The following is a 25,261-nucleotide window of genomic DNA, read 5'->3' on the forward strand; positions in this document are numbered from 1 at the left end:
GATCGGGTGAATTCTAAGGCCCTCATCAAAGCGGCTCGAAAGTTATCTAAAGCGGTGGACGAACTTCATTTCGATGAGCCCGTCACGCATGTTTACAATCCTCTGGCCTACGCTCGGAAATCACACGAGGCATATTTGTCCTTCGTCGGTGACAATGTCTCGGTCGTCTTCTTGGGGATGAATCCCGGCCCCTGGGGGATGGCTCAAACTGGGGTTCCGTTCGGCGAGATCGCCGCTGTCCGCGACTGGATGAAGATCGATCAGCCGATCGGCAAGCCTGCTGTGGAGCACGAGAAACGTCCCGTCGAGGGACTTAGCTGCAGCCGCAGCGAAGTCAGTGGGCGGCGATTGTGGGGCTTGTTCCAGGAGCGATTCGGATCGCCCAAAGCTTTCTTTAAAAAGCATTTCGTGCTGAACTACTGCCCCTTGGTATTCATGGAGAGCAGCGCTCGAAATCGGACACCGGACAAGCTGCCCGCGGCCGAGCGGGCCCCCTTGGATGCTGTCTGCGACGATCACCTGCGTTCGGTGCTGAAGGTGCTTGCGCCACAACACGCCGTCGGTGTGGGGGCTTACGCGGAGGCCTGTCTAAAGCGTGTTGTTGCAGACCTTCAATCGCCGCCGCAAGTTTCCAGGATTCTGCATCCCAGTCCGGCGTCACCTGCGGCCAATCGCGACTGGGCCGGAACGGCCACCAAGCAGCTGAGCGAATCCGGCATTTGGTAGTGCTTGCAGGAGGGCGGCGAAGCGGTCTTTGCCGGCGACCAGTGACGCGGCGAGATTGGGATCTTCAAAGTCACCCTGAACCTTCTGGGGCACTTTCGTTACATTAACTGGACTTTGGCCGGATGACGTCTTCGTGTCATTCTTAAACCGGTCAGAGCTACCCATTCGAAATCAATTCGCCGAGATCAGCACGTGAGCCAACCTGCCGCCGAACCAACCGAGTCGATTGCCGATTCTCTTCGCCAAGACGAACGCATCATCGAAGCGAAACGCTTGATCCGGGAGGCGGTGGAGGAACATGCGTCGCGTTTGCAGGTTCGTCCGGCGCAGTCTGAGTTGAAGGATAGCTATTCTGATTGGCTTGACCGTTTGACGGCGGTTCGTGGCGGCCCACCGATCTGGCCCTACCTGACATCGGGGCTTGGACGTGGCCCTTACGTTGAATTGGCCGACGGCAGCGTCAAACTGGACTTTATTGGTGGGATCGGCGTTTACGGTGCCGGGCATAGTGATCCGGGCATGATCGATGCTGCGGTTGGGGCTGCCATCGAAGACACCGTGATGCAGGGCAACTTGCAACAGAACCCTGCCAGCGTCGTGATGATGGAAAAGCTGATCAAGCTTGCCCAACAAGGCGGCGCGTCGCTTCCGTACTGTTTGTTGACGACAAGCGGTGCGATGGCCAATGAAAATGCGCTGAAGATCGCGATGCACAAAGCGACTCCGGCAGATCGAGTGATCGCGTTTGAGAATGCATTCGCGGGACGTTCGTTGGCGATGGCTGCCGTTACCGATCGGCCAAACTATCGTGCAGGGCTACCAGTAACGGTCGCGGTGGATTACTTACCTGCCCGCGACGTGACGGATCCCGAAGGCAGCCGCAAGCGAGCGGTGGCCGAACTGCATCGATTGTTAAAACGTCACCCCGGTCGCTATGCCGCGTTTTGGGCCGAGCCAATTGCCGGTGAAGGCGGTTACTATCCCGGTAGCAACGATTTCTACGCGGCCTTGTGCGAGCCACTGAAAGAAGCTGGCGTGCCGATCATTTTCGATGAGATCCAAAGCTTTTCGCGTACCAGCAAGCCGTTCGCATTTCAGCACTATGGTTTGGATAAGTACGCCGACATTGTGACCGTTGGCAAAGTGACGCAGGTTTGTGCAACGCTTTACAGTGACGCGATGAAGCCGACAGGGCCAATCCTGAGCCAGACGTTTACCGGTTCGACCGCATCGATCGCGACCGGCATCGAAACGCTGGATCGATTTGAGCAGCGTGGATGTTTCGGTGCTGACGGAACCAACATGCAATTGGCGAAGTACTTTCAGGACCAGTTAGCAGCCTTGGCCGATGAGTTTCCTAATCAGATCGCGGGGCCATTTGGTGAAGGGTTGATGATCGCATTCACGCCCGGCGATGGCAGTTTCGATGCGGCGAAATCGATGATGATGTCGCTGTTCGAAATCGGATTGCTGGGGTTCGTTTGCGGTGGCGGTCCAACTCGAATTCGTTTTCTGCCGCCCCCGATCGTGACGACGCAGGAGCATATCGATCACGCGATTTCGTTGCTTCGTCAGGTGCTTGACGCATAGCATGTGCGTGTTGGACGCGTTTTGTCTGCGAATTCGTCTTGCATTAAACCAACGGTGATGCGCAGATTGCTAAGATGAAGGTCTATTCTACGCACCTGAACTTAGCTATCGGACTAGTCCCTTGAACGCAAAAACAACGCGCACGCCCGTGTCGGTCGATGACCTTCAGGAGCTGTACAGCGAGCTTCGCGGCAGTAGTGCAGGTCCTGCGTTGATGGATGCTCGAGCCTTTTTTCTAGAAAGGCAAATGCAGGATGCACACGCCAAGCTTTCGGAGTCTTATGAGACGTACAAAGAAAGCCGACGTCGCATTTTGAGGCAGGATCCGGAACAGCAGTTTGAGGCGAAGGCCCCAGACCGCGAACGCCAAGTCCGTCGACTCGTTCGGCGTCAGGAAAAAGCGCGAGATTTGCTCGCGCGTTTTGAAGACTATCTAGGGCAAATCGAACGCCTGGCGGCCAAGGAAGTTGCACGTGAAGAGGCGAAGGTCCAACGCGACTCGACGCCGGCATCCGAGGCTGATTCATCCGATGAAGTAAAACAGCCATCGGGTATCCAAACTCTAAAGCCGACCGACGTTGACGTTCAGTACATCAAACAGTTCAGCCAATTGATCGGCGATCGGCAGTTGGATTTGATCAACACACGCTACGATTTTAAAGCGCTGGATCAAGTCGAAGACGTGGTTGTCGACGGTGTTTATTTGCTGCGGAAAGGCGATCGATGTTTCTTATTGGAAGCAGCTGTCGATCAAGATGACCCGGCGAAGCTGCATTGTTCTGACTTGGCTAATCCCAAAACGCGAGTCATTTTGAGTCCCGAGCAAATGGTTCGGTTGAGCCAAAAACGACAAGTCGTTTTGTTGCTGGCTCGTGAGCAAGGTTGATTGGGTTTCGGTGACTGAGCTTACGCGCCCTCCACGGAGTGAAGGGCGACAATAAAATCAGCATTGAGATCCAATCAATCGGTAAACGGCGATCGTTCAAAGATGACATCGTTGCTGACTCGTGGGTCGCCGGTGCTTTTCATCTCATCAAGCAGTCGTTCATAAAGTCGATCGCGGACATCAGCGTGCTGACTGTCGAGGGCCAGATTCGTCATGCAATGTGGATCTTCCTTCATGTCGTACAGTTCAAACATTGGGCGACGTCCGAGCGCGAAGTCATAGAACCTTGGCTCGGTTTGTCGATTCGTCACGATCCAAGCTTTCGTCGGACTGGCATCCATATCCCCAAACGCCGAGATCGTGTTTTCACGCAACGTTTCAAAGTTGGGAAGCGTTTCTTCAAAACTCGGTCCGTCGCCCATCGGCCAACGTTCGGGGGCAAAGTTTACGATCAGTAGATGTTCGTGAGTGCGAATGGCACGTTGTGGATAAGGCAGCTTTCCTTCGCGAGCCACACCGACGTGGCGCTCGCGACCGGTGAAAACTGCATCACGTGTTGGTTCGATGCGTCCTTCCTTGTCGCTACCAAGTAAGCCGATCAGCGAACGAGCGGTCATTGCTTCGGGAGCCGCGAGGCCTGCGGCTTCCAAGAACGTGGGTGCCAAATCGGGTAGCGAGACGAAGTCATCGACGACACGGCCCGGGTGCTTGATACCGGCGGGCCAATGGATCGCTAGTGGGACATTGGTTCCCAGGTCGTAGAGGTTGCATTTCCCACGCGGCACACCGGGAATGCCATGGTCACCGCTGACGACAAGGATCGTATTTTCGAATTCACCGATACGTTTTAGTTCTTCGATCAGGACACCGACGGCAGCGTCAAACGCTTGGACTTCGCCCAGATAGTCGGCGAAGTCTTGGCGGACCGCATCGACATCTGGAAGGTAGGGCGGAAGCTTGCCCTTGAGGTCATCTGGGTTGATGTTCCAAAGTTCTTGCGCGCTTCCTTCGATCCATTTTCGGTGACAATTGGTGGGGCCGAACCAATAGCAGAACGGGGTGTCGTTCGATGCGTTTTGACCGTTCAGGAATGACTGAAAATTCAAGCGAACCTCTTCCAGCAGCTTTGCCTTCGCGGCTTCGCGATCATTCGCAGCCATCGCGTTTTGAGAGAAGCCATTGAATTTTCGTCCGTGCTTAACGAACGCGGTCCGTTTGCCGCCGTGTGGTGCATCGGCAGGTCGTCCCGGCGACCAGACTTTATAGGTGTGCCCAATTCGATAGCCGGCTTTTTCCATGATCAACGGATAGGCTTCGTTGCTAAAGTCCCAGATGGCACCTTGCAAAATCGATCCCCGACCACACCGCCAAAAGTGTTGCCCTGATAAAAGTGAGCTTCGGCAGGGCGTGCACGAAGGCGCGCTCACATAGGCGTGATTAAAGAGCACGCCGTCTTTTGCCAACGCATCAAAATTGGGTGTCGAAACGACATCGGATGGTCCGCCCGGTGCTGCTTCGGCATAGATACTGGCATACTTTCCCCAGTCGTCGGCAAAAGCCATCACGATGTTGGGACGTTCGTCGGCAAGCGAGGTGAGCGAGCAAAGTAAAAGGAAGAGACTGGCGAGTCCAAGACGATTCATGAAAGTCATCGGGAGGAGAGAGAGGCGGGGAGGTCAAAGTCGACTGCATCAAACGACCAAGATAGCTGGTCAAGTTTGGTCGTGCTGGTTTTATAAAACGAGGTAGCCGATTTAGCGTTGTGTTAGTAGCTGGGTTGCGACTGTATCGACAACGAAAGGATAGGCAGTCAAACGCCTAAGCCATCAGATAAGGCATCGCTCAATAATGGGAGTTGTAGTGAACGCGTAAAAACTTGCATGGGGGGCGTGATTGCGTCATGATTCGGGTTCTAGATCTGAAGTTGATGACTCGATCTTCCCACTCCTCCCAGGCAAGAGTCTTCTCAATGTTAATTGTCCATCGAACTCTGTTCTTGCTGGTCGCCATCGCTATTGGCTCTATAGCAACCGATGTGAATGCCCAGACCAATGATCCGTTTGGGGCTCCGGATGATCCCTTTGGTCGATCGCAGGATCCCTTCGACCCAACCGAGGTTTCGAAGCCAGCCTCAATAGCTGATTTAAACAAGCAGGCGAGGCCTCAGTCCAAGGCCAGTGAGGTAGTGTCGGTTCGATCGAGCATTGATGACGCCAAGTTCTCTTCCGATTCAGAACGACGTATCAGAGCCGCATTAAATGATGAAACCTCTCAGACCTTTATCCAAACCCCACTGAGTGACGCGGCAAGAGCTCTTTCGAGTTCACACAAGATTCCCATTGTGCTTAATCTCCGAGCACTCGAAGAGATCGGGCTCGATGCAGATGTCCCCGTCACCATTGATTTGCGAAACGTCAAGCTACGTTCGTTTTTGCGGCTGATGTTGTCTGATTTAGATATGGCCTATCTGGTTAAGGATGACGTTCTGCAGCTGACAACGGTTGAGGCTGCAGAAGGTAACCTGACCGTCGAGATTTACACCCTCGAAGGATCGCTCGCTGAACGTGGTGCTGAAGTCACCAAGGCGATCACGTCGGTCATTGTGCCAGACATTTGGGAGGGTGTCGGTGGACCTGCGAGTGCGATTTCAATTGATCATGTCATCATCGTTTCGGCGACCAGTGATGTGCATCACCAAGTCGATCTGTTCCTTTCAAAGTTGGCAGCCGCATACGGCGCTGGGACAACCGCGGCAGTTCGGCAAACAGGAGGACACTGATCTTCCGTGGCTTGTGCTAATCGCAAAGTAGTGTCATTGCCGTGTCTGTATTGCTGCGATGATTCAGGAAGCTGGATTGCGGGGCGCTAGCGGCTTAAAAGAACACGCGATGGCTGCGATCAGTGAAATCAAAAGATCCCAAATGAAAGGGTTCAGACCTAACAGTTCGTAGGGGCGGAATTCACCATGCTGATAAAAGCCCCAGCCGGTCAATAGGAGATGCATCAACGTTCCGCCTGCCATTCCCGCGATCGCTCCGGTCGCGGTCATCGGCTTCCAGTAGAGAGACAAGACTACCGGAACTAAAAAGCAAGCGGCCAAGCCGCCGCTGGCGAACACGATCAAGTCTTGCAAGAACATGGGTGGATTGACCACCAGCAGCACGGCTAAGACACCGATCGTGACGGTGACGAAATGGCTTAGTCGCCGCAATGTCTTTTCATTGGCGTTCGTATCGATCCGTTTTTGATAAATATCACGAACGACCGAAGAAGATACGAGAAGCAAAAAGCTGTCGACGCTAGACATGACCGCTGCGAAAGGGGCGGCGACGAGCAATCCTGCGAGCCAGGGAACGCCAGCAGTACTGGTCAGCTTTGTCGCAAAGTCCGGCATGGTTCGATCCGGATCAATCTCCATGCCGGGCATTAGGACGCGGGCGCAACAAAAGATAACGATCAGTGAAAGGTAGATGACGGCGTAATAGATGGAAACCGTGATGATCGAAAACCGCAGGGTGCGGCTATCTTTGAAGGCCATCAATCGAACCATATTGGCAGGCTGTCCGGTTGCACCAAAGGGCCAAAAAATGAAAAAGCTGATCGCGGTCCCAATCGCCAAGAATCCTACGTCGCTGGTCGCACTCGGACCAGGGTTGCTGACGTAGACGCCTTTTTGTCCAGCGCCGAATTTGTAAGGCGTGGTTTCTCGGACGGTCACGGTGATATTTTCAGCGATTAAGTCTGTCTTGATCTGCTTGATTTCTTCAGGTGTTGTTAGTCGTAATGCTTCGATCGGTTCGCCTTGCGATTCAGGCTGGACTTCACAGGATTCGGCCGTACGAAATGCGTTTTCACCTTGGCGGATCCAAGTGCCTTTGGGGATAACCGACGGGCTTGTGGTTTGCTTCGTTTCGCTTAAGACGATTCGACAAAACTCGGGCGGTGTCATCTCGGCCAGCTTTGTCGTCGCGTTGGCCAAGCCACCGACTTGAAACAAGGCCAGTGCTAACATTCCAATGACGCCGACAAACATGACAATCCCTTGCATGACATCAGTCCAAACGACTGCTCGAAATCCGCCGTAGACGACGTACATGATGACGGCAGCTGAAAAGAGAACCAGGCAAACGAGATAGTCACCTGACGCTTGGTTGATCCACGGAATGGAATGCGTCAACTGCGATGTAATGTCAGCGAAAGATCGAAACGTCGGTTCATTGGCCAGCAGGGTGCTCAGTATTTTTCCGCCAGCTTTGAATTGAGCCAGCAGGTAAAAGAACATAAAGAACACCAGCAACGAGGTCGCTACCAGGGCAACTTGGGGACTGGCAAACCGGGCACCAAGGATTTCTGGAATGGTCACCGCATCGTGCTTGCGTGCGATTTGGTTGAGACGTTTGCCGATCAGCCCCATCGACATCAAAGGGAGCATCATGAATCCCGCTATCCAGAATGCGAGGGTCCACCCATGCGTATAGATCAGCGCCGGGAAGCCCATGAAGCTTCCGCCCGAAGCGTTCGTTGCAGCAAAAGTTAAAGCGAACGCCCAGACCCCGAATCCGCGACTGCCCAAGAAATATTCACCAACGAATTCCTTGCCTTTTGAAAATCGCTCGGAAACGATCGCAAGCAGTAGGACAGCGACCGTGTAGATCAGGAAGGTCACCAGTGCGGCGTTGGATTCACTTTCCATCTCCCTCGACCTCCGCTGAATTTGCCGGATCAACTGCGTCAGCAGAATCAATTTCAAGCGAGTCGTTCTGAATCTTTAGCAACGCAAACCAGACAGAGATCGTTGTCGCCAACAGCCATGGCATCAATACACCCCAGAACACCCAGGATGGGAATCCAAAAGTAAGTTGCAGAGGTTGGGCTGTTGTTTGATAGCCGTTGAGACAGCAATAGCCGATGACCCAAAGGAAGCAGCCGCACCAGATCAATAGGATCCACTTGGCTTCACGGAGGCTATTGCGAAGCAGCGTTGAGTCTTCGAATTCCGTATCGAGCTTGTTTTGACAACGATTGCTAGATTCTGAATTCATGTGGCTGACGGCGTCTTAGGTCTTCTTCCAAGCGTTTCGAACCACTCGTAAGAAGTTTCCGTGGCAGATTCTTTCGAGATCAGATTCGCTGTAACCTTTCTGACGTAGCAATTCGACGAAGGTTAGCAGGTCTGCAATTGTATCCAGATCCGAAGGCGTTTGTTCGGTTCCGAAGCCACCGTCTAAATCCGTTCCGATACCGATATGGTTTACGTTGCCGATCAGTTGACAGATATGGTCGACATGATTGGTCAGTGCTCGCATGTTCGCGTCGGCATAGGTTTCATGGTTGGAGACCAACCGTTCCCAATTTGGGACGCCCATCCATATATCAAAAGCGACGCCGATTACCGCATCCCGGCTGGCAAGCAGTTTGATTTGTCGATCGGACAGTTGTCTGGGGTTATCCACAATCGCGCGGCAATTGTGATGGCTTGCCCAAACCGGTCCACCAAACACATCCAGTGCATCGAAGAAGGTTTGTTCGCACAGGTGTGTCGCGTCCAGGATGATGCCCAGCTTGTCCATCTCGATTAACAATTCGCGACAAGGTTGCGTAAGCGGGCCATCCTTGTCATGTCCCAAAGCATATCGGCCGACGCCATAGTGGGCGGGACCGAGCGCACGAAGCCCGTCTTGATAGGAACGATGGAGGTCGTCGATGGTGCGAAGCGAATCAGCGCCTTCGAGACTAAGTATGTAGCCGATCGGCGAACTGTCCGGGGCGGCATCCCAGTTCTGCAAATGGTCATCGAGATCCGAAAGGTTACGGATCTGTCGAAGTTGCCCACATTCTTCCATCGCGCGATACCAAGCGAGCTGGCCTTGGGTCATCGCACGAGCTTGTTCGGGTGAATTCCAGCCGCCGCCCGCAGCGGCCGGTTTCATACAGCCGGCCAATTGGGTTGCGACGCAAAGGCCGATGCCCGCTTCACGCATTTGTGGAAAGGCGACCGTGTTCTTTCCCCAGCCGGCGAGTTGGCTTTCGCCGGATTCAAGCAGCCGGATATCAGAGACGCTTTGACGAAGATCACGGTTGTAGGTGATCGCGTTCAGGCTGAGGTCAAGGTGGGCATCGAAGATCAGCATATCGCGGTCATGGGGCTATCGAAGTCGTGACGGTGGTAGGATAACGCTGAACAGCACTTTGAGCTTTGCGAAGTTATTTCCACGCTCCATAGAGGCTGCCAGGAGGATTCGCGATCGACTGGTATCGGTAGACCCGGGCGGCGTCTCGGTTTTTGAAACTGACCAGAGGGATGATTCCAGCCGCGGCAACTCGATCGGCACTTCGTTCAGAAAGGTAAGTCTCTGCACATGGCAAGAGCACTGCTTCGCCGTCAACTTTGTAAGTGAACGCGGGCATCGATGAAATCTCGAACTGATCTTCGACTTGCATCGACCAGCCACTGTCTTGAAACGCTTGGCCAATCAAACTTGCGATGGCGAGTGATGGTGGTCCCCAAAGAAACTCGCGATGTGAATTTTCTGGATCCGGGATTTCTTCGAAGTCAAACGATTCGACCGGATCCGTTTTAGGGCCGTACGGCAAGCGCATTAGGACTCGCGGTCCGACCAAAGCGATTCGGGTCGCGACAGGGTTACTGCGAATCGATTTCCAGTTCTGTTGTTCAACTGACTCAGTCGGCTGGATACCGAAAAGGTCGTCTGTCCACGATGTCGTGCCGATGATCGATGGTTTCGCGGAGCTCAGTAGCGTGCAATCGGCGAAGGTAGCGATCGCGCCTAGGTTAGCCAGTGTGACTAAGTCATCGACGCTGTTGCCGAATTCATAGGCGGTGACGATCAAGGACCAAGGCTGTTGGTCGCGTTGTTCGACCAGCCGGTTCATCAATTCGGTTTGCTCGATCGAGTCGGCGGATCGGGTGGCGGCTGCTATCTCTGTTGCCGTCGCATCGAGCACAAAAAGTTTGATCTCGGTTGTCGTCGTGACATCGCGGGTCAGTGAGTCTAACGCTCGCCAATTCGCTTCGAGGGATTGGAAAAGCGGATGATGCAAGATGTTGCGAAGGTGACCGGCGATGGCATGGTCAACCGCAGCGACGTACTCGTCCTGGCGTGGATCACGACTCGGTTCGATGTAAGGGGCGACAATGCTGTGGATCAGTCGATCGATCGCACCGGTTGCCGTGTCGGTCGGAGCCTGGGTCGTTGCTGTTCTGCCGAGAACGCGTTCGAGCAAATCTGAATCGGATTCAGGGTCGGAAGGGGCTTCTGGCCGTTCTTCGGCAGTCTGAGCATCGGCTGATTGGGCAGGTTCATTAATCGAGGCCGGAAGCATTGCACGCAACTCCCGTGCGGCCGATTCGAACGTTTTTGGATGCTGCAGTAATCGACGGATCGAGAGCAGCTCTTCGAACTCCGGTATCTTTTCAATCAACTGGTCTGGATGAAAATCATCAAGCTCGGTGAAGGCCAGTTCGAGCGAGGCCTCGGACGTTCCCGATGGAATTTGTATCGTGGGCCGAAGCGATTCAAAAAACTCATCAAAGTTATCGACATCGACTCGATGCAATTTACGTTGCTCGACAGGATCCTTCTTGCTGCCGCCAAAGTCGCCTATGACGAGTATTCGCATCGGCTCTTCTGGGTCTCGCGGCTTTGCCTGTGGAGCGTTCCCGAATTGACTTGTGAATTGAAACGTCTCGGACACAAAATGCTCCGGTAAAAGAACGAACCGTAAAAGCGAAGCCGCGATTATATCGCTTTCATCGTCATCGACGGCGATAAGGTGTAGCGGATGCAGATCACGACAAAGAAAAACTCGGTGAATGGTTTGGATTCACCGAGTGATCGTGACTCAAATGATTTTGTTGCTTCGGCAGTCAGCAAGTTCTGCCTAGTGCTTCGTTCGATATGAAAATACGGGTTCGGGTCATCAGCCGACGGGCGTTAACCGGTTATTGCACTCAAACCGTGGTTAACGCCATGCGGTGAATCCTAAAATCGAGTCGGAACGAAGCACTAGCGTCGGGTGCGAATCAACGATTCCAGACCATCTTCGGTGCTGTCTTTGAAATCTCGATAGGCTGACAACATCGCAATCGGATCGATGAATCGCCACGCGGGAAGGGCCGAGGCAAAGACACCGACCATGGCACCACCACGCAGCGCCCACATGACGTAGCCGACCGAGAACATTCCGATGCTGGCACCGGCGTAGCCGACATAGGAAACCGACGATGTCGACTTGTCGTGGAACTGTTCCCGATTGTCCCACTGGCTCCATATGATCGCTTGCTGCATGTCCTCACGCAGCAATCGATCGAGTTGAGCCAGCTCTGGTGAAAAGACACCGTCAGCACTGATGATTGTCCGCGATGACCGGTAAGAACTGGCAAGACGCTCGATCCGTTCTCGTTCGATTGCTTCCTTCTTTTCGCCCGAAGCATCGTTTTCGTCATCACCTGAATCGTTTTGCTGGCCGACAACCGGAACCGGGCCGTTGGGGCCTGCGACCTCTCCTGGGGCTGTCGCCGTTGGCGTCGTTTCAGAGTTTTGAGTTTCTGATTCGGTGTTCGATTCTTCGGTATTGGAATTGTCTGGTTCGGTTGTGTCTTCGGTTTGAGTCTCTTCCGATTGGGTATCCGTGTTGGAATCGTCGGTGGAGGTGTCGTTTGTGTCAGTGGTTGATGTCGGAGCAACGTACGGTGCTGCCAATTGAACATTGATACTGACTGAAACCGTATTGCTTTCTAGTGACCCATCGGTGACACGGTATAGGAACGTATCGATTCCACCAAAGCCTGAATTCGGCGTGTATAGCAGAACGCCACCCGGCTGCAGTGTCAGAGTTCCATTGGTTGGCGACGAAACCAGTACGACTGACAAGGTATCGCCGTCGAGGTCCGTGTCATTGAATACGAGACCCGATGAGGCGATCGAAAGATCTGAATCGGGAGTACGCAAATCGAACGACTCACCGGTTGCGACAGGTGCGTCATTGACACTCGTGATATCAACATTGACGGTTCCGAGTTGAATATCAGTTCCGCCACCGGTTCCCGAGTTTCCATTGTCATTGACAACAACGTCGATCGTGTCGGCATCATTGCCGTTCAGGTTCGGAGTGCCGTGTAGGTACTGAATGTTGCTGCTGGCATCCAAAAACGTGTTCAGGTCAGTCAAGTTCCCGGTCAGTGTCAAAGTGTTTGATCCACTGCCAGTGACAATCACACCGGAGCCTCCTGATGCGGAGAGCAGTCCACCGGTGGAGGTCGACAGCGTCACTGTCAGATCGCTGGTGCCGGCGTCCAAATCCGTCAAGTTGATTGCGGATAGATCGATCGCACTGTTGATGTCCTCGATCGTCGTTACATCGCTTGGCAAACCACCGCTATTACCCGGATCGTCGTTGATCGATGCGATTGTGATTGATCGAGACTGGGTATTGGAGTCCAGTTCACCGTCGTTAATCGTGAACGAGACCGTTCGCGTCCCGGTGCTCGGGGCTTCACTGGTGTTTTCGTAAGTCACACTTCGCAGTGCGGTTTGGTAGTCGGCAACGCTTGCCGTTCCAGAAAGTGTCAACGTTCCGGTCGCAGCATCCCAAGAACCGGTGATGCCGTTTTGGTTTGTGAATGACAGAACATCTTGGCCGTTGACGTAGTTCGCACTGATTTGGACCGTTGCCGATTCCAAGTTTGTGTCATCCACATCGGACAACGTCAGCGACGATGTAATCGACACCGCGCCGTCGTTTTCGGTGTACCCCAGCGACGCTCCTTCGATCGAGGAGGTCACCGGCGGGTCATTCACTGCGGCGATTGTGATGTTGAAGGTCGCGCTGGTTGTCGTACCCGTCCCGTCATCGACAGTGAAACTAAACGCATCGGATACGGTCTGGCTGCCATCATGATCGTAGGTGATCAACCCCGCATCAATATCGGCTTGAGTAAACGTGTCGGTTGCCGAAAGGGCAACACCGCTGCGGAAAATGGTTCCGTTGGTTGGCGCCGAGTCGACGCTGTAGGTCAATTGAGAGCTGGCGTGGTCAACGTCCGTGGTTTCCAGCATCGCGTTCGTGATCGTGTTTCCCGTCGAAGCTTCACCGAATGTCGGTGTGGAGTTGGTGGCGAGGACTTGTTCGTCATTGACACCAGCAATGTCGACGTTGACGGTTCCCAGATTGATGTTGCCGCCGCCACCAGATCCTGTATTTCCGCCATCATTGACCGTGACCGTGATGGTGTCGGCATCGTTGCCGAAGGTGTTCGTCGTCGCGTGTAGGTACTGAACGTTGGAAGGAGTGTTCAAATAGGTGTTCAGATCGGAAAGCGTTCCAGTCAAGGTGATCGAACCGCTACCACTACCTCCGACGACAACTCCGCCGCCATTGGATGCCGTAAGATTTCCTCCGGTGGATGTCGACAAGGTGACGGTTAAGTTTCCTGAATTCGCATCGATGTCGTTCAAGTCGATCGCTGATAAATCGATAGCGCCGGCAACGTCTTCGGTCACGTTGACGTCGCTCGGAAGAGACCCGGCATTGGTCGGATCATCGTTAACGGCGGAAATCGAAATGTTTCGACTTTGGCTATTCGAGTCGACGTCTCCGTCGTTGATGGTGAATGTTACCGTACGACTAAGTGCAGACGGGTTATCGCTACCGTTGCTATAGGTAACGCTTCGAAGAGCGGCCTGGTAATCTGCAACTGTCGCCGTGCCGCTAAGTGTTAAGGTTCCGGTTGCGGAGTCCCAAGACCCGGTGATACCGTTTTGGTTGGTAAACGCCAGCGTGTCTTCGCCGTTGACGTAGTTGCCCGAAATCTGAATCACTGCCGATTCTAATTGGGTGTCATCGACATCGGCTAGCGACAAGGTTGACGAGATTTGTAGCGCGCCAGCATTCTCGGTGTATGTCAGCGCGGTGCCTTCGATTGCGGAAGCCACCGGAGCATCATTCACATTGGTAATCGACCAGCTAAACGAACTACTGGTGGTCGTTCCGGTTCCGTCATCCACGGTAAAGCTGAATGAATCCGAACTGGTTTGGCTTCCGTCGTGGTTATAGGTGATCAGATTCGAATCGATATCGGCCTGCGTGAAGGTATCGCTTGCTGACAGCGCGACTCCATTTCGATACAGGGTCCCGTTGCCGGGCGCCGAGTCGACGGTGTAGGTCAATTGGCTTGTGGTGTTATCGACATCCGTCGTTTGCAATTGAGTGTTCGTGATGATATTGCCGGTCGATCCCTCAGCCACGGTGGATCCCGTATTGGTTGACAAAACCTCTTCGTCGTTGACGCTCGCGACATTGACGGTGACTTGGTCCGAAACTGCACTGAATGCGGTCGTTCCACCCGTGGTTGTTGCATCAACTTGTGATCCCGCTGAACCTGTCGTTTGGTCCCAGCCGCGATAGTCGAACAGCAGTGTTCCGCCATTGTCTGTCGCCGGAATGAACCGGACGAAATCGGTGTCGCGTAGAAGCAGTGCCGATGATGGAGAGACCGATGGCAGTGCGACCCAATTGCTGCCGTCCAGGCTGTATTCGATCGTTCCGCCACTGCCGCTGAACCCAAAGACAGCGATGCCTTCAACCGCTCCCGCATCTGGATCGCTTAGGTAAGACCCAAGAAGAGCAGACACCGTGGTTGTTAATGGTGCCGCGTCTTCAGATGTGTTGTAGGTAGGGGCAAAGGTTGTCAGCACCGGTGCATCGTTGACCGCTGTGACATCGATCGCCCGAGTCTGAGTATTCGAGTTGACGTCTCCGTCATTCACCGTGAACGACACGGTCCTTTGACTGGTGTTCGGCGCATCGCTGGTGTTGCTGTAGGCGACACTTCGCAGCGCGGTCTGGTAGTCGGCTACCGTTGCCGTTCCTGTCAGCGTCAATGTTCCTGTCGCCGAATCCCACGATCCCGTGATTCCGTTTTGATTGACGAAGGACAAAACGTCCTGTCCATTGGCGTAGTTACCGGTGATTTGCACCACCGCCGATTCCAAGTTGGCGTCGTCAACGTCGGTTAACGCAAGCGTCGATGTGATCGCCGTCGCGGCTTGGTTCTCGGTATAGGCCAGCGGTGTTCCTTCGATCGACGCCGTCACCGGCGCGTCATTCACCGCACTGATGGTGATATTGAACGTTCCGGCGGTGTTGGAACCGGCGCCATCATCGACCGTGAAGTTGAACGCATCCGAACTGGTTTGGCTTCCGTCGTGGCTGTAGGTGATCAGGTTTGCGTCGATGTCCGCCTGGGTAAAAGTATCGGTAGCTGAGAGCGCAACACCGTTTCGGTAAACCGTTCCGTTAGACGGCGTGGTGCTAACGGTGTAGGTCAGTTGGTTGGTCGCGTTGTCAACATCCGTGGTTTCCAGCATCGCGGTCGTGATGGTGTTCCCCGTGGAAGCTTCGGTGAAGGTTGCTCCGGTGTTTGTAGAAAGCACCTGCTCGTCATTGACCGCGGTGATGTCCACGTTGACCGTTCCGAGGCTGATGTCTCCTCCGCCACCGGTTCCGGTATTCCCATTGTCGTTGACGACGACGGCGATTTGATCGGCATCGTTACCGTTCAGGTTTGCCGTGGTGTGCTGGTACTGGATGTTGCTTGCGGTATCCAGGAAAGTGTTGAGATCCGAAACGGTTCCAGTCAACGTCATCGCGCTCGCGCTCCCACCCACGGTGACTCCACCCCCGGAGCTTGCCGAGAGTTGTCCTCCGGTCGAAGTCGACAAAGTGACGGTGATCGAACTTGCTCCCGCATCCACATCGCTGAGGTTGATTGCCGAGAGGTCAACGTTGCTTGCTTGGTCTTCGGTGACTGAGATATCCGACGGCAAGCTTCCGGCGTTGGTGGGATCATCGTTGATGGCGGTGACGGTGATCGCGGCAGACTCGGTTGCGGAGCTGAAAGCTGAGGTACCACCGTTGGTGGAGGTGTCGACTTTCGATCCAGCGGCTCCGCTAGTTTGGTCCCACGCCCGGAAGGTGAAGTCTGCGGAGGTTCCGTTGTCACCATCGGGTTGGAATCGCACCAGGTCGGTGCTTCGCAGCAGCAGTGCAGAGTTATTTGCGACGGCCCCGACGTCGGTCCAAGAGGAACCTCCGTTGGTCGAGTACTGCCAAGTTCCGTTTCCGCTGTTGAGCGAAGTGATGGCGATGCCTTCGACAGCTCCGTTATCGACATCGGTGATCCGGTCACCACCGGCGGAACTGATGATCGACGCGATGGAGTCACCAGCGTTGTTGGTGTCGTCTTCGGTGATCGTCGTTAGCGTCATGCTGCCGGTGTTATCCAGCACCGGTGCATCGTTAGCCGCTGTGACATCGATCGCCCGAGTCTGAGTGTTCGAGTTGACGTCCCCGTCATTCACCGTGAACGACACGGTCCTTTGACTGGTGTTTGGCGCATCACTGGTGTTGCTGTAGGCGACACTCCGCAGCGCGGTCTGGTAGTCGGCTACCGTTGCCGTTCCTGTCAGGGTCAATGTTCCTGTTGCCGCATCCCACGATCCCGTGATTCCGTTTTGATTGACGAAGGACAAAACGTCCTGTCCGTTGGCGTAGTTACCGGTGATTTGAACCACCGCCGATTCCAAGTTGGCGTCGTCAACGTCGGTTAACGCAAGCGTCGACGTAATCGCCGTCGCGGCTTGGTTCTCGGTATAGGCCAGCGGCGTGCCTTCGATCGCCGCCGTCACCGGCGCGTCATTCACCGCACTGATGGTGATATTGAACGTTCCGGCGGTGTTGGAGCCGGCGCCATCATCGACCGTGAAGTTGAACGCATCCGAACTGGTTTGGCTTCCGTCGTGGCTGTAGGTGATCAGGTTTGCGTCGATGTCCGCCTGTGTAAAAGTATCGGTAGCTGAGAGCGCAACACCGTTTCGATAAACCGTTCCGTTGGACGGCGTGGTACTGACGGTGTAGGTCAGTTGGTTGGTCGCATTGTCAACATCCGTGGTTTCCAGCATCGCGGTCGTGATGGTGTTCCCCGTGGAAGCTTCGGTGAAGGTTGCTCCGGTATTTGTAGAAAGCACCTGCTCGTCGTTGACCGCGGTGATGTCCACGTTGACAGTTCCGAGGCTGATGTCTCCTCCGCCACCGGTACCGGTATTCCCATTGTCGTTGACAACGACGGCGATTTGATCGGCATCGTTACCGTTCAGGTTTGCCGTGGCGTGCTGGTACTGGATGTTGCTTGCGGTATCCAGGAAAGTGTTGAGATCCGAAACGGTTCCAGTCAACGTCATCGCGCTCGCGCTACCACCCACGGTGACTCCACCCCCGGAGCTTACCGAGAGTTGTCCTCCGGTCGAAGTCGACAAAGTGACGGTGATCGAACTTGCTCCCGCATCCACATCGCTGAGGTTGATTGCCGAGAGGTCAACGTTGCTTGCTTGGTCTTCGGTGACAGAGATATCCGAAGGCAAGCTTCCGGCGTTGGTGGGATCATCGTTGATGGCGGTAACGGTGATCGCGGCAGACTCGGTTGCGGAGCTGAAAGCGGAGGTACCACCGTTCGTGGAGGTGTCGACTTTCGATCCAGCGGCTCCGCTAGTTTGGTCCCACGCCCGGAAGGTGAAGTCCGCCGAGGTTCCGTTGTCACCATCGGGTTGGAATCGCACCAGGTCGGTGCTTCGCAGCAGCAGTGCGGAGTTATTGGCAACGGCCCCGACGTCGGTCCAAGTGGAACCTCCGTTGGTCGAGTACTGCCAAGTTCCATTGCCGCTGTTGAGCGACGTGATTGCGATGCCTTCGACAGCTCCGTTATCGACATCGGTGATCCGGTCACCACCGGCGGAACTGATGATCGACGCGATGGAGTCACCAGCGTTGTTGGTGTCGTCTTCGGTGATCGACGTCAGTGTCATACTGCCAGAGCTATCCAGCACAGGGGCATCGTTGACGCTTGTGATGTTGACGTTGACTTGATCCGACGCCGAACTGAATGCCGAAGATCCTCCATTGACCGACGAATCCACATAGGTTCCAGCGGTGCCAGAGGTTTGATCCCAACCGCGATAGTCAAGCTGAAGTGTGCCTCCATTTTCGGTCGATGGAGTGAACCGAAAAAGGTCCGTGTCACGCAGCAGTAGAGCACCGGTGGGTGAGACCGTGGTGACGGTGAACCAGTTCGAACCGTCGAGGCTGTATTCCAGTGTGCCGCCACTGCCGGTGAATCCGTACAACGCAATCCCTTCGACCGCGCCCGGATCGGGGTCCGACATGCTGGAGGACAGCACCATGGCGACTGACGCGGTTAGCGAACCGGCATCCTCGGCCGTGTTGTAAACCGGTCCATAAGGAAACAGAACGGGTGCTTGGTTTGGTGGGCTGATGTCGATATTGACCGTTCCCAATGAAACATCGCCGCCGCCTCCGCTGCCGGTATTCCCGCCGTCGTTAATCGTGACGCTGATCGTATCTGCATTGTCACCGGTTGTTCCGGGGGTCCCGTGGATGTACTGGATATTGGTTGGCGTATCGAAAAATGTATTCAGGTCCGTAATCGTTCCTGTGAATGTCATCGCGCTTGCGCTTCCGCCAACGGTCACACCGCCGCCGGATGATGCCGAAAGCTGTCCGCCGGTGCTGGTGGTCAACGTCACCGTGATATTTCCACTGGCCGCATCAACATCACTGAAGTCAACAGACGAAAGGTTGATGTTGCTCGTGGTGTCGATGGTCACAAGGATGTCGCTTGGCAAGCTGCCCGCGTTGGTCGGATCATCATTGATCGCATTGACAGTGATATTCACCACTTCTGTATCGGGTCCCTGATCACCCATCACGGCGGCGACTTCGGATTCCGTCAAAATGGCGTCGTAGACTCGTACGTCATCCAGGCTTCCGACGAAGGACATCGACCCATCGGATAGGCTGCCGATGGTGAGGTCCTGAGAAATTGCGGTAGCCCAATCGATGTCCACACTGGCTGAAACATTGGCGATCAACGTTCCGTCCAGATATAAGTTGATTTCGTTGGCGACGTCATCAAAAGTTGCCGCGATATGATGCCATCCCGTTCCGGCAATTTGATGCGCCGGATTGCTGGTATTGGTTGTGAAGCTATCCGCGGTCAGGCTAATTCCGCCACCGGGTGACGAAGTATCCAGTGAGACATAAAAGGCATCGCCAACGGACAAGAAGACTGCGTCCTGTTGAGCCGCATCAAGGTTGACCCAAGCGGAGATTGTCACTTCGTCGGCAAGGCTAGCCGTGCCACTGCTAACGGTGATTGAATCATTTGAATCCAAAACGATCACGTCACCACGTGTCGCATCGAGAGTTACTGCTGGATCGGAGTTGCCAGTTCCGTCCAGACCATTTCCACTTTGGTCGGTGTAAACCCCATCCATGAATTCATAGCGAGCGTAAAGGTTGGTGTCCGTCGCACTTGTGGTCCCAGTCGAAACGGTCAACGTATCGCTGCCGTTGTAGTTAGCAGTGGGTGAATACTGCAGACCTTCGAGTGCCGCATTGATGTCTGACTGGGTTCCAGAAAAAGTCAACGTGCTTTGGCCGTTGCTCGTACCGGACAAGAACTTCAGGCCTGTTGTCGAACCCAGGGTTAGATTGCCCTGATTGACGGACAAAGTTGTCGTGACGGTCGGATTCTGAGTGGAACCGTCTTCGAGAACGATCGCGTTTCCGCCACCGCTGGAAAACGTCAGTGAGTTGTCTTCGTCGACGGATTGGCCGATCGGAATCGTGAATCGGGCGTCGACTCCGTCATCCACCGTGATAGAGAAAGTCTCGTCGTAAGTGTTGCCGTAGGCGTCAGCGACTTGAACGGTGATGGAATGCGATGGCGTGGTCTCGTAGTCCAGCAAGGTCGCATCGGCAACGGTGATTTGGCCACTTCCAGAATCAATCGCGAATCGACCGCCAGCATCATCGGTAAGCGTGAACGAGTAACCCGAAAGGACTTCACTTGCGTCCCATTCGATCACATAGTGTTGATTGTACGAACCGTTATCTGGCAGGTCGTTCCAACGACCCGTCGAGTAATGAAGCTCGGCATAGTCTTCGCCAGACTGGTCGTTGGGCTCTCCGCCTTCCCAATTGTAGTATCGTCCGTCAACGTTGCTGCCGCTGCCGTTCCCGCTCCAAAATGCGTCTCCATCTGCCGAGCCATCGAGCCAACGCCAGTCACCTTCAGTCGTCTGATCGGATGCACCAATCCAGATGTCGCTGGTGACCATTTCGTGAATCAGATGGTTTTCGTAAGCCGAACGAATGGTGACCAAGCGGCCGCTGACACCGTTGACTTCGGCAGCAACGGCGTTGGCGATGGCCGCAGATGCTTGGGTAGGAGTCGTCACATAGCGATAGAACTTGTCCGTCGAAGCATCGTACCGCAATGTCGAATCCGCATTCAGAATCGCGGTCACCGCATTGGGGATCGCGATGACGCGTATGTCGCCGATGTATGGGCCGTATTGGCTGCTGGGATCTTCGAGAGATGCAAAAGCCAGATCGGTACTTGTCGAATCGGCAGTGAATGTAAAGCTGCGCGTTTCTAACGCATTCGTCTCACCCCAGCTCCAGTTGCTTGATTGAGCAACGGTGTAGTCCTGGATCTGACCGTCGGCACTGACACGCAAATCTTTGACCGCGTCACCACCGGAAAAATCGCCTGTCAAGCTAAAGATCACTTGGTATTGCTGACCGACCGATGTGGTCAATGTCTGTTCGATGGATCCAGGTGATCCGCCATCCAAGTTGACCAACCTTCCGCCATTTAGTGATTGCCAGCTCGATGATGCGAAGACATCGACGCTTCCTGAGGTGACCGTCCAGTCTCCGAACGACCCAGTGACTCCAAATTGATCGCCGCTTGGCAAGGATTCAAGGAACAGTCCATCTGCGATCACGTCGGAATCTGTATCCGGTTGCGACGGGGTGACATAGCCCACCGTCGCACCATTCACACTGTCTTCGGCAATGTGCAGTCCCGTCGTTGGTGTGCTGGTGCTGAAGCCACCGCCACTGGCATGCCCGACCGAAAGTCGGTTGTTGGTCGTGCCTTCGCTGACGATGTCGATGATCTGATTCGACCCGTTCAATTCCATCTGCCAATTGGCAAGCAATCCGATGGTGCTCGCTTCGGCGGGGCTAAGGTCTAGCTTTTGCTGATAGTTGAGTGAGATTTCTGCTTCGGTACGGATGTCATTCCAGAGTCGAACGTCATAAAAAGTTCCATGGAATGCCTGGTCAGTGCTGTATCCAGAATTGACGCCATCCTGGTCGTTCCCAATCACCAACTCGCCGCCACCAGCGATGGTGTATCCCGCCTGAAGTCCAGTCAACGTTTCGGCGTATTGGCCATCGATATAAAGCTGTACGTCACCGTTGGTGTTGTCCCAGCTAATTGCCAGGTGATGAGCATCACCGTTAAGGACACCTGAGTACGTGTTTGCTGTGGTAACACTCGCGCCGTTGACTTGCAGTACGAGATTGTCGGTCGCATTGAAACCCAAATTGACCGTATCGTTACCGCTATAGTAAGAAAGCAGCGTTGGAGAGGTGTTTTGATCCTGAATCGAAAAAGTCGACTCGAAAGTGAACTCGGTCAAACCGCCGAAGATCGATCCACCATCGGCAGCGATAAAGTAGGCGTCATTGCCGCCATCGATATTCAACTCGGTGCCACCGGATAGGTCTGTCGGACCGTTGCTCGATTCGGCGACATCGGTAAGCGAGACGTTGAACGATTCGGTACGTGAGTTTCCGTCGATATCGGTGACACGAATCGAGAGCGTTTGCGACGAATTGGTTTCAAAGTCCAACAACGTTCCATCGGCTACCGTGATCTGTCCGCTATCGCTATTGATGGCGAATGCCCCGGCCACCGTTTGTGATAACAGGGTATATGTCAACGGCTGGGCCACATCGAGAACTGTGTCGGCATCCCATTCGATGATGTAACCATTGTCAGAACCGCCGTCGTTGGCTTCGTCATCCCATTGTCCGTTGGGACGGATCACTAGATAGTCTTGTACTCCACCGCTGTCGTCAGGTTGGCTGCCGGAAATCCAATTTTGATAGGCACCATCGACTGGGGTACCGTTTGTTCCGCCGGACCAGAAAAAGTCCGAATTGGTTCCGTTCTGACGCCATCGCCAAGCGCCTTCGGATGTGGCATCGGTTCCGCCAAGAAATAGTTCTTTGGAAACGGAACTGGCTATCCCAAAGAGGACTTCTTGTTCCGCCGCGTTTTGGACCGTTGCGAGTTGTCCGCCAACGCCGTTCAGGGTGGCTGCCATTGCATTCGTTTCGGCAGTTGCCCAGTCCGTGTTGGTGGTAATCGCTTTGTAGAATTTTCCAGTTTCGGCGCTGTAGACCAAATCCGGATCGGCTGCCAGCAGGGTCGCGATCAAAGAGTCGCGTTGTGGGTCAATGCCACCAACAGATCCGACGACAGTACCGTCAACGGCATCCTCGGCGACCGTGAATGTCAAGTCGGCAACACTGGCGGTAAAGCCAGCAACGTGCTGCAGCGTTAAGTTGTTTCCGCTGACCGATTCGGTAACAACTCCGTCGACGGATAAATTGTCAAACTTCCATTGGGCGACCATCCCGGATTCGTTCGATGGCAGATCGGAAGCGTACGACGCCTTGATTTCGGTAGCGGTGCGAACGTCGGAAAAGACGCGTGTGTTGTGGAGTGTGCCCTTGAAAATCTGCGTCTGGAGGAAAGAACCGCCGACGCTGTCCTGTTCTTGGCCGAACACCAGCGAGCCTGATCCGAGGGTGTAACCGGTTTGGAGGCCTGTACCGCTTTCGATCAAATCCCCGTCGACATAAATCGCCCAGTTGCCTGCGGTGTTATCCCACGTCCACGAAAACTGGTGTTGATTGCCGTCGCGATAAAGGTCGTAGTCAACAGCACTCAAGTGACGTGAGACATCGCCGATATGAATCGAGACACCCCCACCATCAAAGATCAAAAGCAATTCGTTGAAATGAGACGGTGTCGCATACGAAAGTAGGGTCGTATCGTTGACAAGATCAGTGGTCGAAAACTGAGTCTCGAAGGTGAATGCGGTTCGTCCGCCAAAGATCGCGGCTCCATCATCAGCAATCAAGTAGGTGTCGTTGCCGCCATCACTGTTAATCAGCAGGCCGCCACCGGTTGTTGATGTTGTTTGCAGATCTTCGGGACCGGGGACGTATTCGTAGGCACCGATATCAACATTCGCATCTCGACTTCCGCCGGTCTGGTCAACCGTCTCGGCTGAACCCGTGGCAGCGTTGTACGCAATGCTTGTCGGGGTAAAAGTGTGTAGAAATGTCTCTTCGTAGGCAGATAAAGCTGATAAGCCAGCATCGCTTCCTAACGTGTCACTACCGACGGTTCCACTAAACCCGAGGTTGTGTTCGATGATGTTGTAGCCGCCGCTAACGATGGTGGCGTTGACATCGTTGCCGCCAAACTGTGACGTGTTGTCTCCGAAGATGGAATACGAAACATTGATGGTCGCGTCAGGTGAATTAAGGCCGCCACCATTTCCGCTGGCTGAATCATTTGCCGCGATTGTGGAGTGCGTGATGTTGACAACAGTGCCACCGTTGACCGCATAAATCCCGGCACCATCGTAAGTCGCTTGGTTGCCGCTGACGGTGACATTGTTCAGCGTCGTCGTTCCGGCGCTGACGTAAAGTCCTGCACCGCTGGTGGAAGAATTATTGTTGATGATTGCGACGCGTTCTAGCGTTGTGGTACCACTGGACGAGATACCACCCCCGGTCGTGTTACCGACGGTGTTGTTGGCAACGACTAAGTCGCTCGCGCTAAGGGTTCCTTCGACGTAGATCCCGGCGCCAGTCTCGGTTCCAGACGAAGCTCCAGTCAGTGTCAAAGAACTGATATCAAGGATTCCACCACCTTGAACATGAAAGATTCGGTCGGAAAGCGAAGAGGCATCGATCGTGGTGCCTGTCGCGCCGAGCCCAACGATCGTGATGTCACTGGTGATGTCCAAGTCACCTGTTGAACCGGCATTGTCGTATTGGCCGGTGATGTCCAGCACGTAGGTCCCTTCGCCGAGGATGATGGTATCGGCACCAGCGGTGTTGTTGGCTGCGATGATCGCTTCACGCAAAGAGATCCCAGTGCCGCCCGGTGTGGCGTTCAGGGAACTGATATCGGTCGTCGTTCCATCGAGTTCATCGGCAAAGGTGGTTACGGTGATGGTGGCGAGAGTGTCGTACCAGTTCGATTGTGCGGACACCCCAACGACGACTTCCGTTTGGATGTCACCGACGATGTATTCCAAGTCCCAGTCACCGCCCAGCGAGGCATGCCCAGTCGCGTCGTCGCTTGCAGCGATATCGCACTGGCACAACGCGGCGATCGAATCAACAAGCAATCGACCTTGATCGGTTGACGCCAAGTCACAGCCGTAGACCAACATGTCCGCATCGACGTCCAAAGCGTTCCGCCACTGGACCAGTTCGCCGGCATAGCCCTGGATCGATTGAGAATCCAACCGAGAATTGCCTAGCTGGATTCCACTGCCGTCACCGTGGCTAAGGATGTGGATCGCATCGACGCCACGAAGGTCCGTCAACGATTGAGTGATCTGGTCGATCCCGTCGCTATCTGCGGAAAGACGGACAACGACCCACTGTGTGTCCTGACCCGATTGATCGCGCAGACCTGCTAGCAGTTCATCGGCGTTTTCGACTCCCGCATCAATGATGACAACTTCTAACGCGGTCGCACTGGTTTCGTCATAGCTGGCTTGGCCGTCTGCAATCAGATCGTTGTGTCCTTCGTCAACGATGATCGGTTGATCCGTTTCGGTTAATTCGCCAGTCGGAGTCGGTACCGTTTCGTCGACGTCGAAGGAAAAGCCTTCGAGCAAATGATCGAAGTAGGCCAAATCGCCGCTCGCATCTCCTTCGCCTTGGTGGAATCCGTCAGCGCTGAGCAGGATACGGTCTTCGAGCTGATAAAAGTCAAAGACACGGTTTGGCATTTTCGTAGACACGATGATTTACAGGTTGCAAGTCAAGTGGTAGTTCCGCGACCAGGTCGGC

The 25,261-nt window shown here is 54.4% G+C and carries 10 protein-coding genes; 4 read left to right on the plus strand and 6 right to left on the minus strand.

Annotation, left to right across the window (positions count from 1 at the left end; all coding sequences use genetic code 11):
- Window positions 1-6: 6 nt before the first annotated feature.
- From LOC67_RS00075 to LOC67_RS00085, 3 genes are all read left to right on the plus strand, one after another.
- The gene (locus LOC67_RS00075) at window positions 7-726 is read left to right on the plus strand and encodes a uracil-DNA glycosylase family protein (RefSeq protein WP_230260238.1); all 720 of its coding nucleotides are present in this window, start codon (window positions 7-9) and stop codon (window positions 724-726) included.
- Window positions 727-918: 192 nt separating this feature from the next.
- The gene (locus tag LOC67_RS00080; protein ID WP_230260240.1) at window positions 919-2,316 is read left to right on the plus strand and encodes an aminotransferase class III-fold pyridoxal phosphate-dependent enzyme; all 1,398 of its coding nucleotides are present in this window, start codon (window positions 919-921) and stop codon (window positions 2,314-2,316) included.
- 121 nt (window positions 2,317-2,437) lie between these two features.
- The gene (locus LOC67_RS00085; RefSeq protein ID WP_230260241.1) at window positions 2,438-3,202 is read left to right on the plus strand and encodes a hypothetical protein; all 765 of its coding nucleotides are present in this window, start codon (window positions 2,438-2,440) and stop codon (window positions 3,200-3,202) included.
- Between the two features lie 74 nt (window positions 3,203-3,276).
- Here the strand turns inward: LOC67_RS00085 and LOC67_RS00090 are convergent, their stop codons facing one another.
- Window positions 3,277-4,845: a sulfatase gene (locus tag LOC67_RS00090; RefSeq protein ID WP_230260242.1), complete on the minus strand. Its 1,569-nt coding sequence runs from the start codon at window positions 4,843-4,845 to the stop codon at window positions 3,277-3,279.
- Between the two features lie 326 nt (window positions 4,846-5,171).
- On the opposite strand from LOC67_RS00090, the gene LOC67_RS00095 reads away from it, so the two are divergent.
- Window positions 5,172-5,981 carry a hypothetical protein gene (locus LOC67_RS00095; RefSeq protein ID WP_230260243.1) on the plus strand — a complete coding sequence of 270 codons (810 nt, stop codon included), beginning with the start codon at window positions 5,172-5,174 and terminating at the stop codon, window positions 5,979-5,981.
- A 63-nt stretch (window positions 5,982-6,044) separates the two neighbouring features.
- Here the strand turns inward: LOC67_RS00095 and LOC67_RS00100 are convergent, their stop codons facing one another.
- The 5 genes from LOC67_RS00100 to LOC67_RS00120 all read right to left on the minus strand — a co-directional run bounded on the left by LOC67_RS00100 (window position 6,045) and on the right by LOC67_RS00120 (window position 25,200).
- On the minus strand, window positions 6,045-7,895 hold the full coding sequence (locus LOC67_RS00100; RefSeq protein WP_230260244.1) for a sodium:solute symporter family transporter: 1,851 nt from the start codon (window positions 7,893-7,895) through the stop codon (window positions 6,045-6,047).
- Window positions 7,885-8,244 (minus strand): DUF997 family protein, encoded by a 360-nt coding sequence (locus LOC67_RS00105; RefSeq protein ID WP_230260245.1) that lies wholly within the window; start codon window positions 8,242-8,244, stop codon window positions 7,885-7,887. The genes LOC67_RS00100 and LOC67_RS00105 overlap by 11 nt, the downstream gene beginning before the upstream one ends.
- 15 nt (window positions 8,245-8,259) lie before the next feature.
- Window positions 8,260-9,333, minus strand: a complete 1,074-nt coding sequence (locus LOC67_RS00110; protein ID WP_230260247.1) for a dipeptidase — start codon at window positions 9,331-9,333, stop codon at window positions 8,260-8,262.
- Window positions 9,334-9,406: 73 nt separating this feature from the next.
- The gene (locus LOC67_RS00115; protein ID WP_230260248.1) at window positions 9,407-10,918 is read right to left on the minus strand and encodes a type VI secretion system contractile sheath domain-containing protein; all 1,512 of its coding nucleotides are present in this window, start codon (window positions 10,916-10,918) and stop codon (window positions 9,407-9,409) included.
- A gap of 311 nt (window positions 10,919-11,229) precedes the next feature.
- Window positions 11,230-25,200 carry a cadherin-like domain-containing protein gene (locus LOC67_RS00120; protein WP_230260249.1) on the minus strand — a complete coding sequence of 4,657 codons (13,971 nt, stop codon included), beginning with the start codon at window positions 25,198-25,200 and terminating at the stop codon, window positions 11,230-11,232.
- Between the last annotated feature and the right edge of the window lie 61 nt (window positions 25,201-25,261).

The organism is Stieleria sp. JC731 (genome assembly GCF_020966635.1).
Lineage (GTDB): Bacteria > Planctomycetota > Planctomycetia > Pirellulales > Pirellulaceae > Stieleria.

Coding starts and splice junctions, on each gene's coding strand:
- LOC67_RS00090 (WP_230260242.1), bottom strand. CDS start 4,845: ATGAATCGTCTTGGACTCGCCAGTCTCTTCCTTTTACTTTGCTCGCTC.
- LOC67_RS00095 (WP_230260243.1), top strand. CDS start 5,172: ATGTTAATTGTCCATCGAACTCTGTTCTTGCTGGTCGCCATCGCTATT.
- LOC67_RS00100 (WP_230260244.1), bottom strand. CDS start 7,895: ATGGAAAGTGAATCCAACGCCGCACTGGTGACCTTCCTGATCTACACG.
- LOC67_RS00105 (WP_230260245.1), bottom strand. CDS start 8,244: ATGAATTCAGAATCTAGCAATCGTTGTCAAAACAAGCTCGATACGGAA.
- LOC67_RS00110 (WP_230260247.1), bottom strand. CDS start 9,333: ATGCTGATCTTCGATGCCCACCTTGACCTCAGCCTGAACGCGATCACC.
- LOC67_RS00120 (WP_230260249.1), bottom strand. CDS start 25,200: ATGCCAAACCGTGTCTTTGACTTTTATCAGCTCGAAGACCGTATCCTG.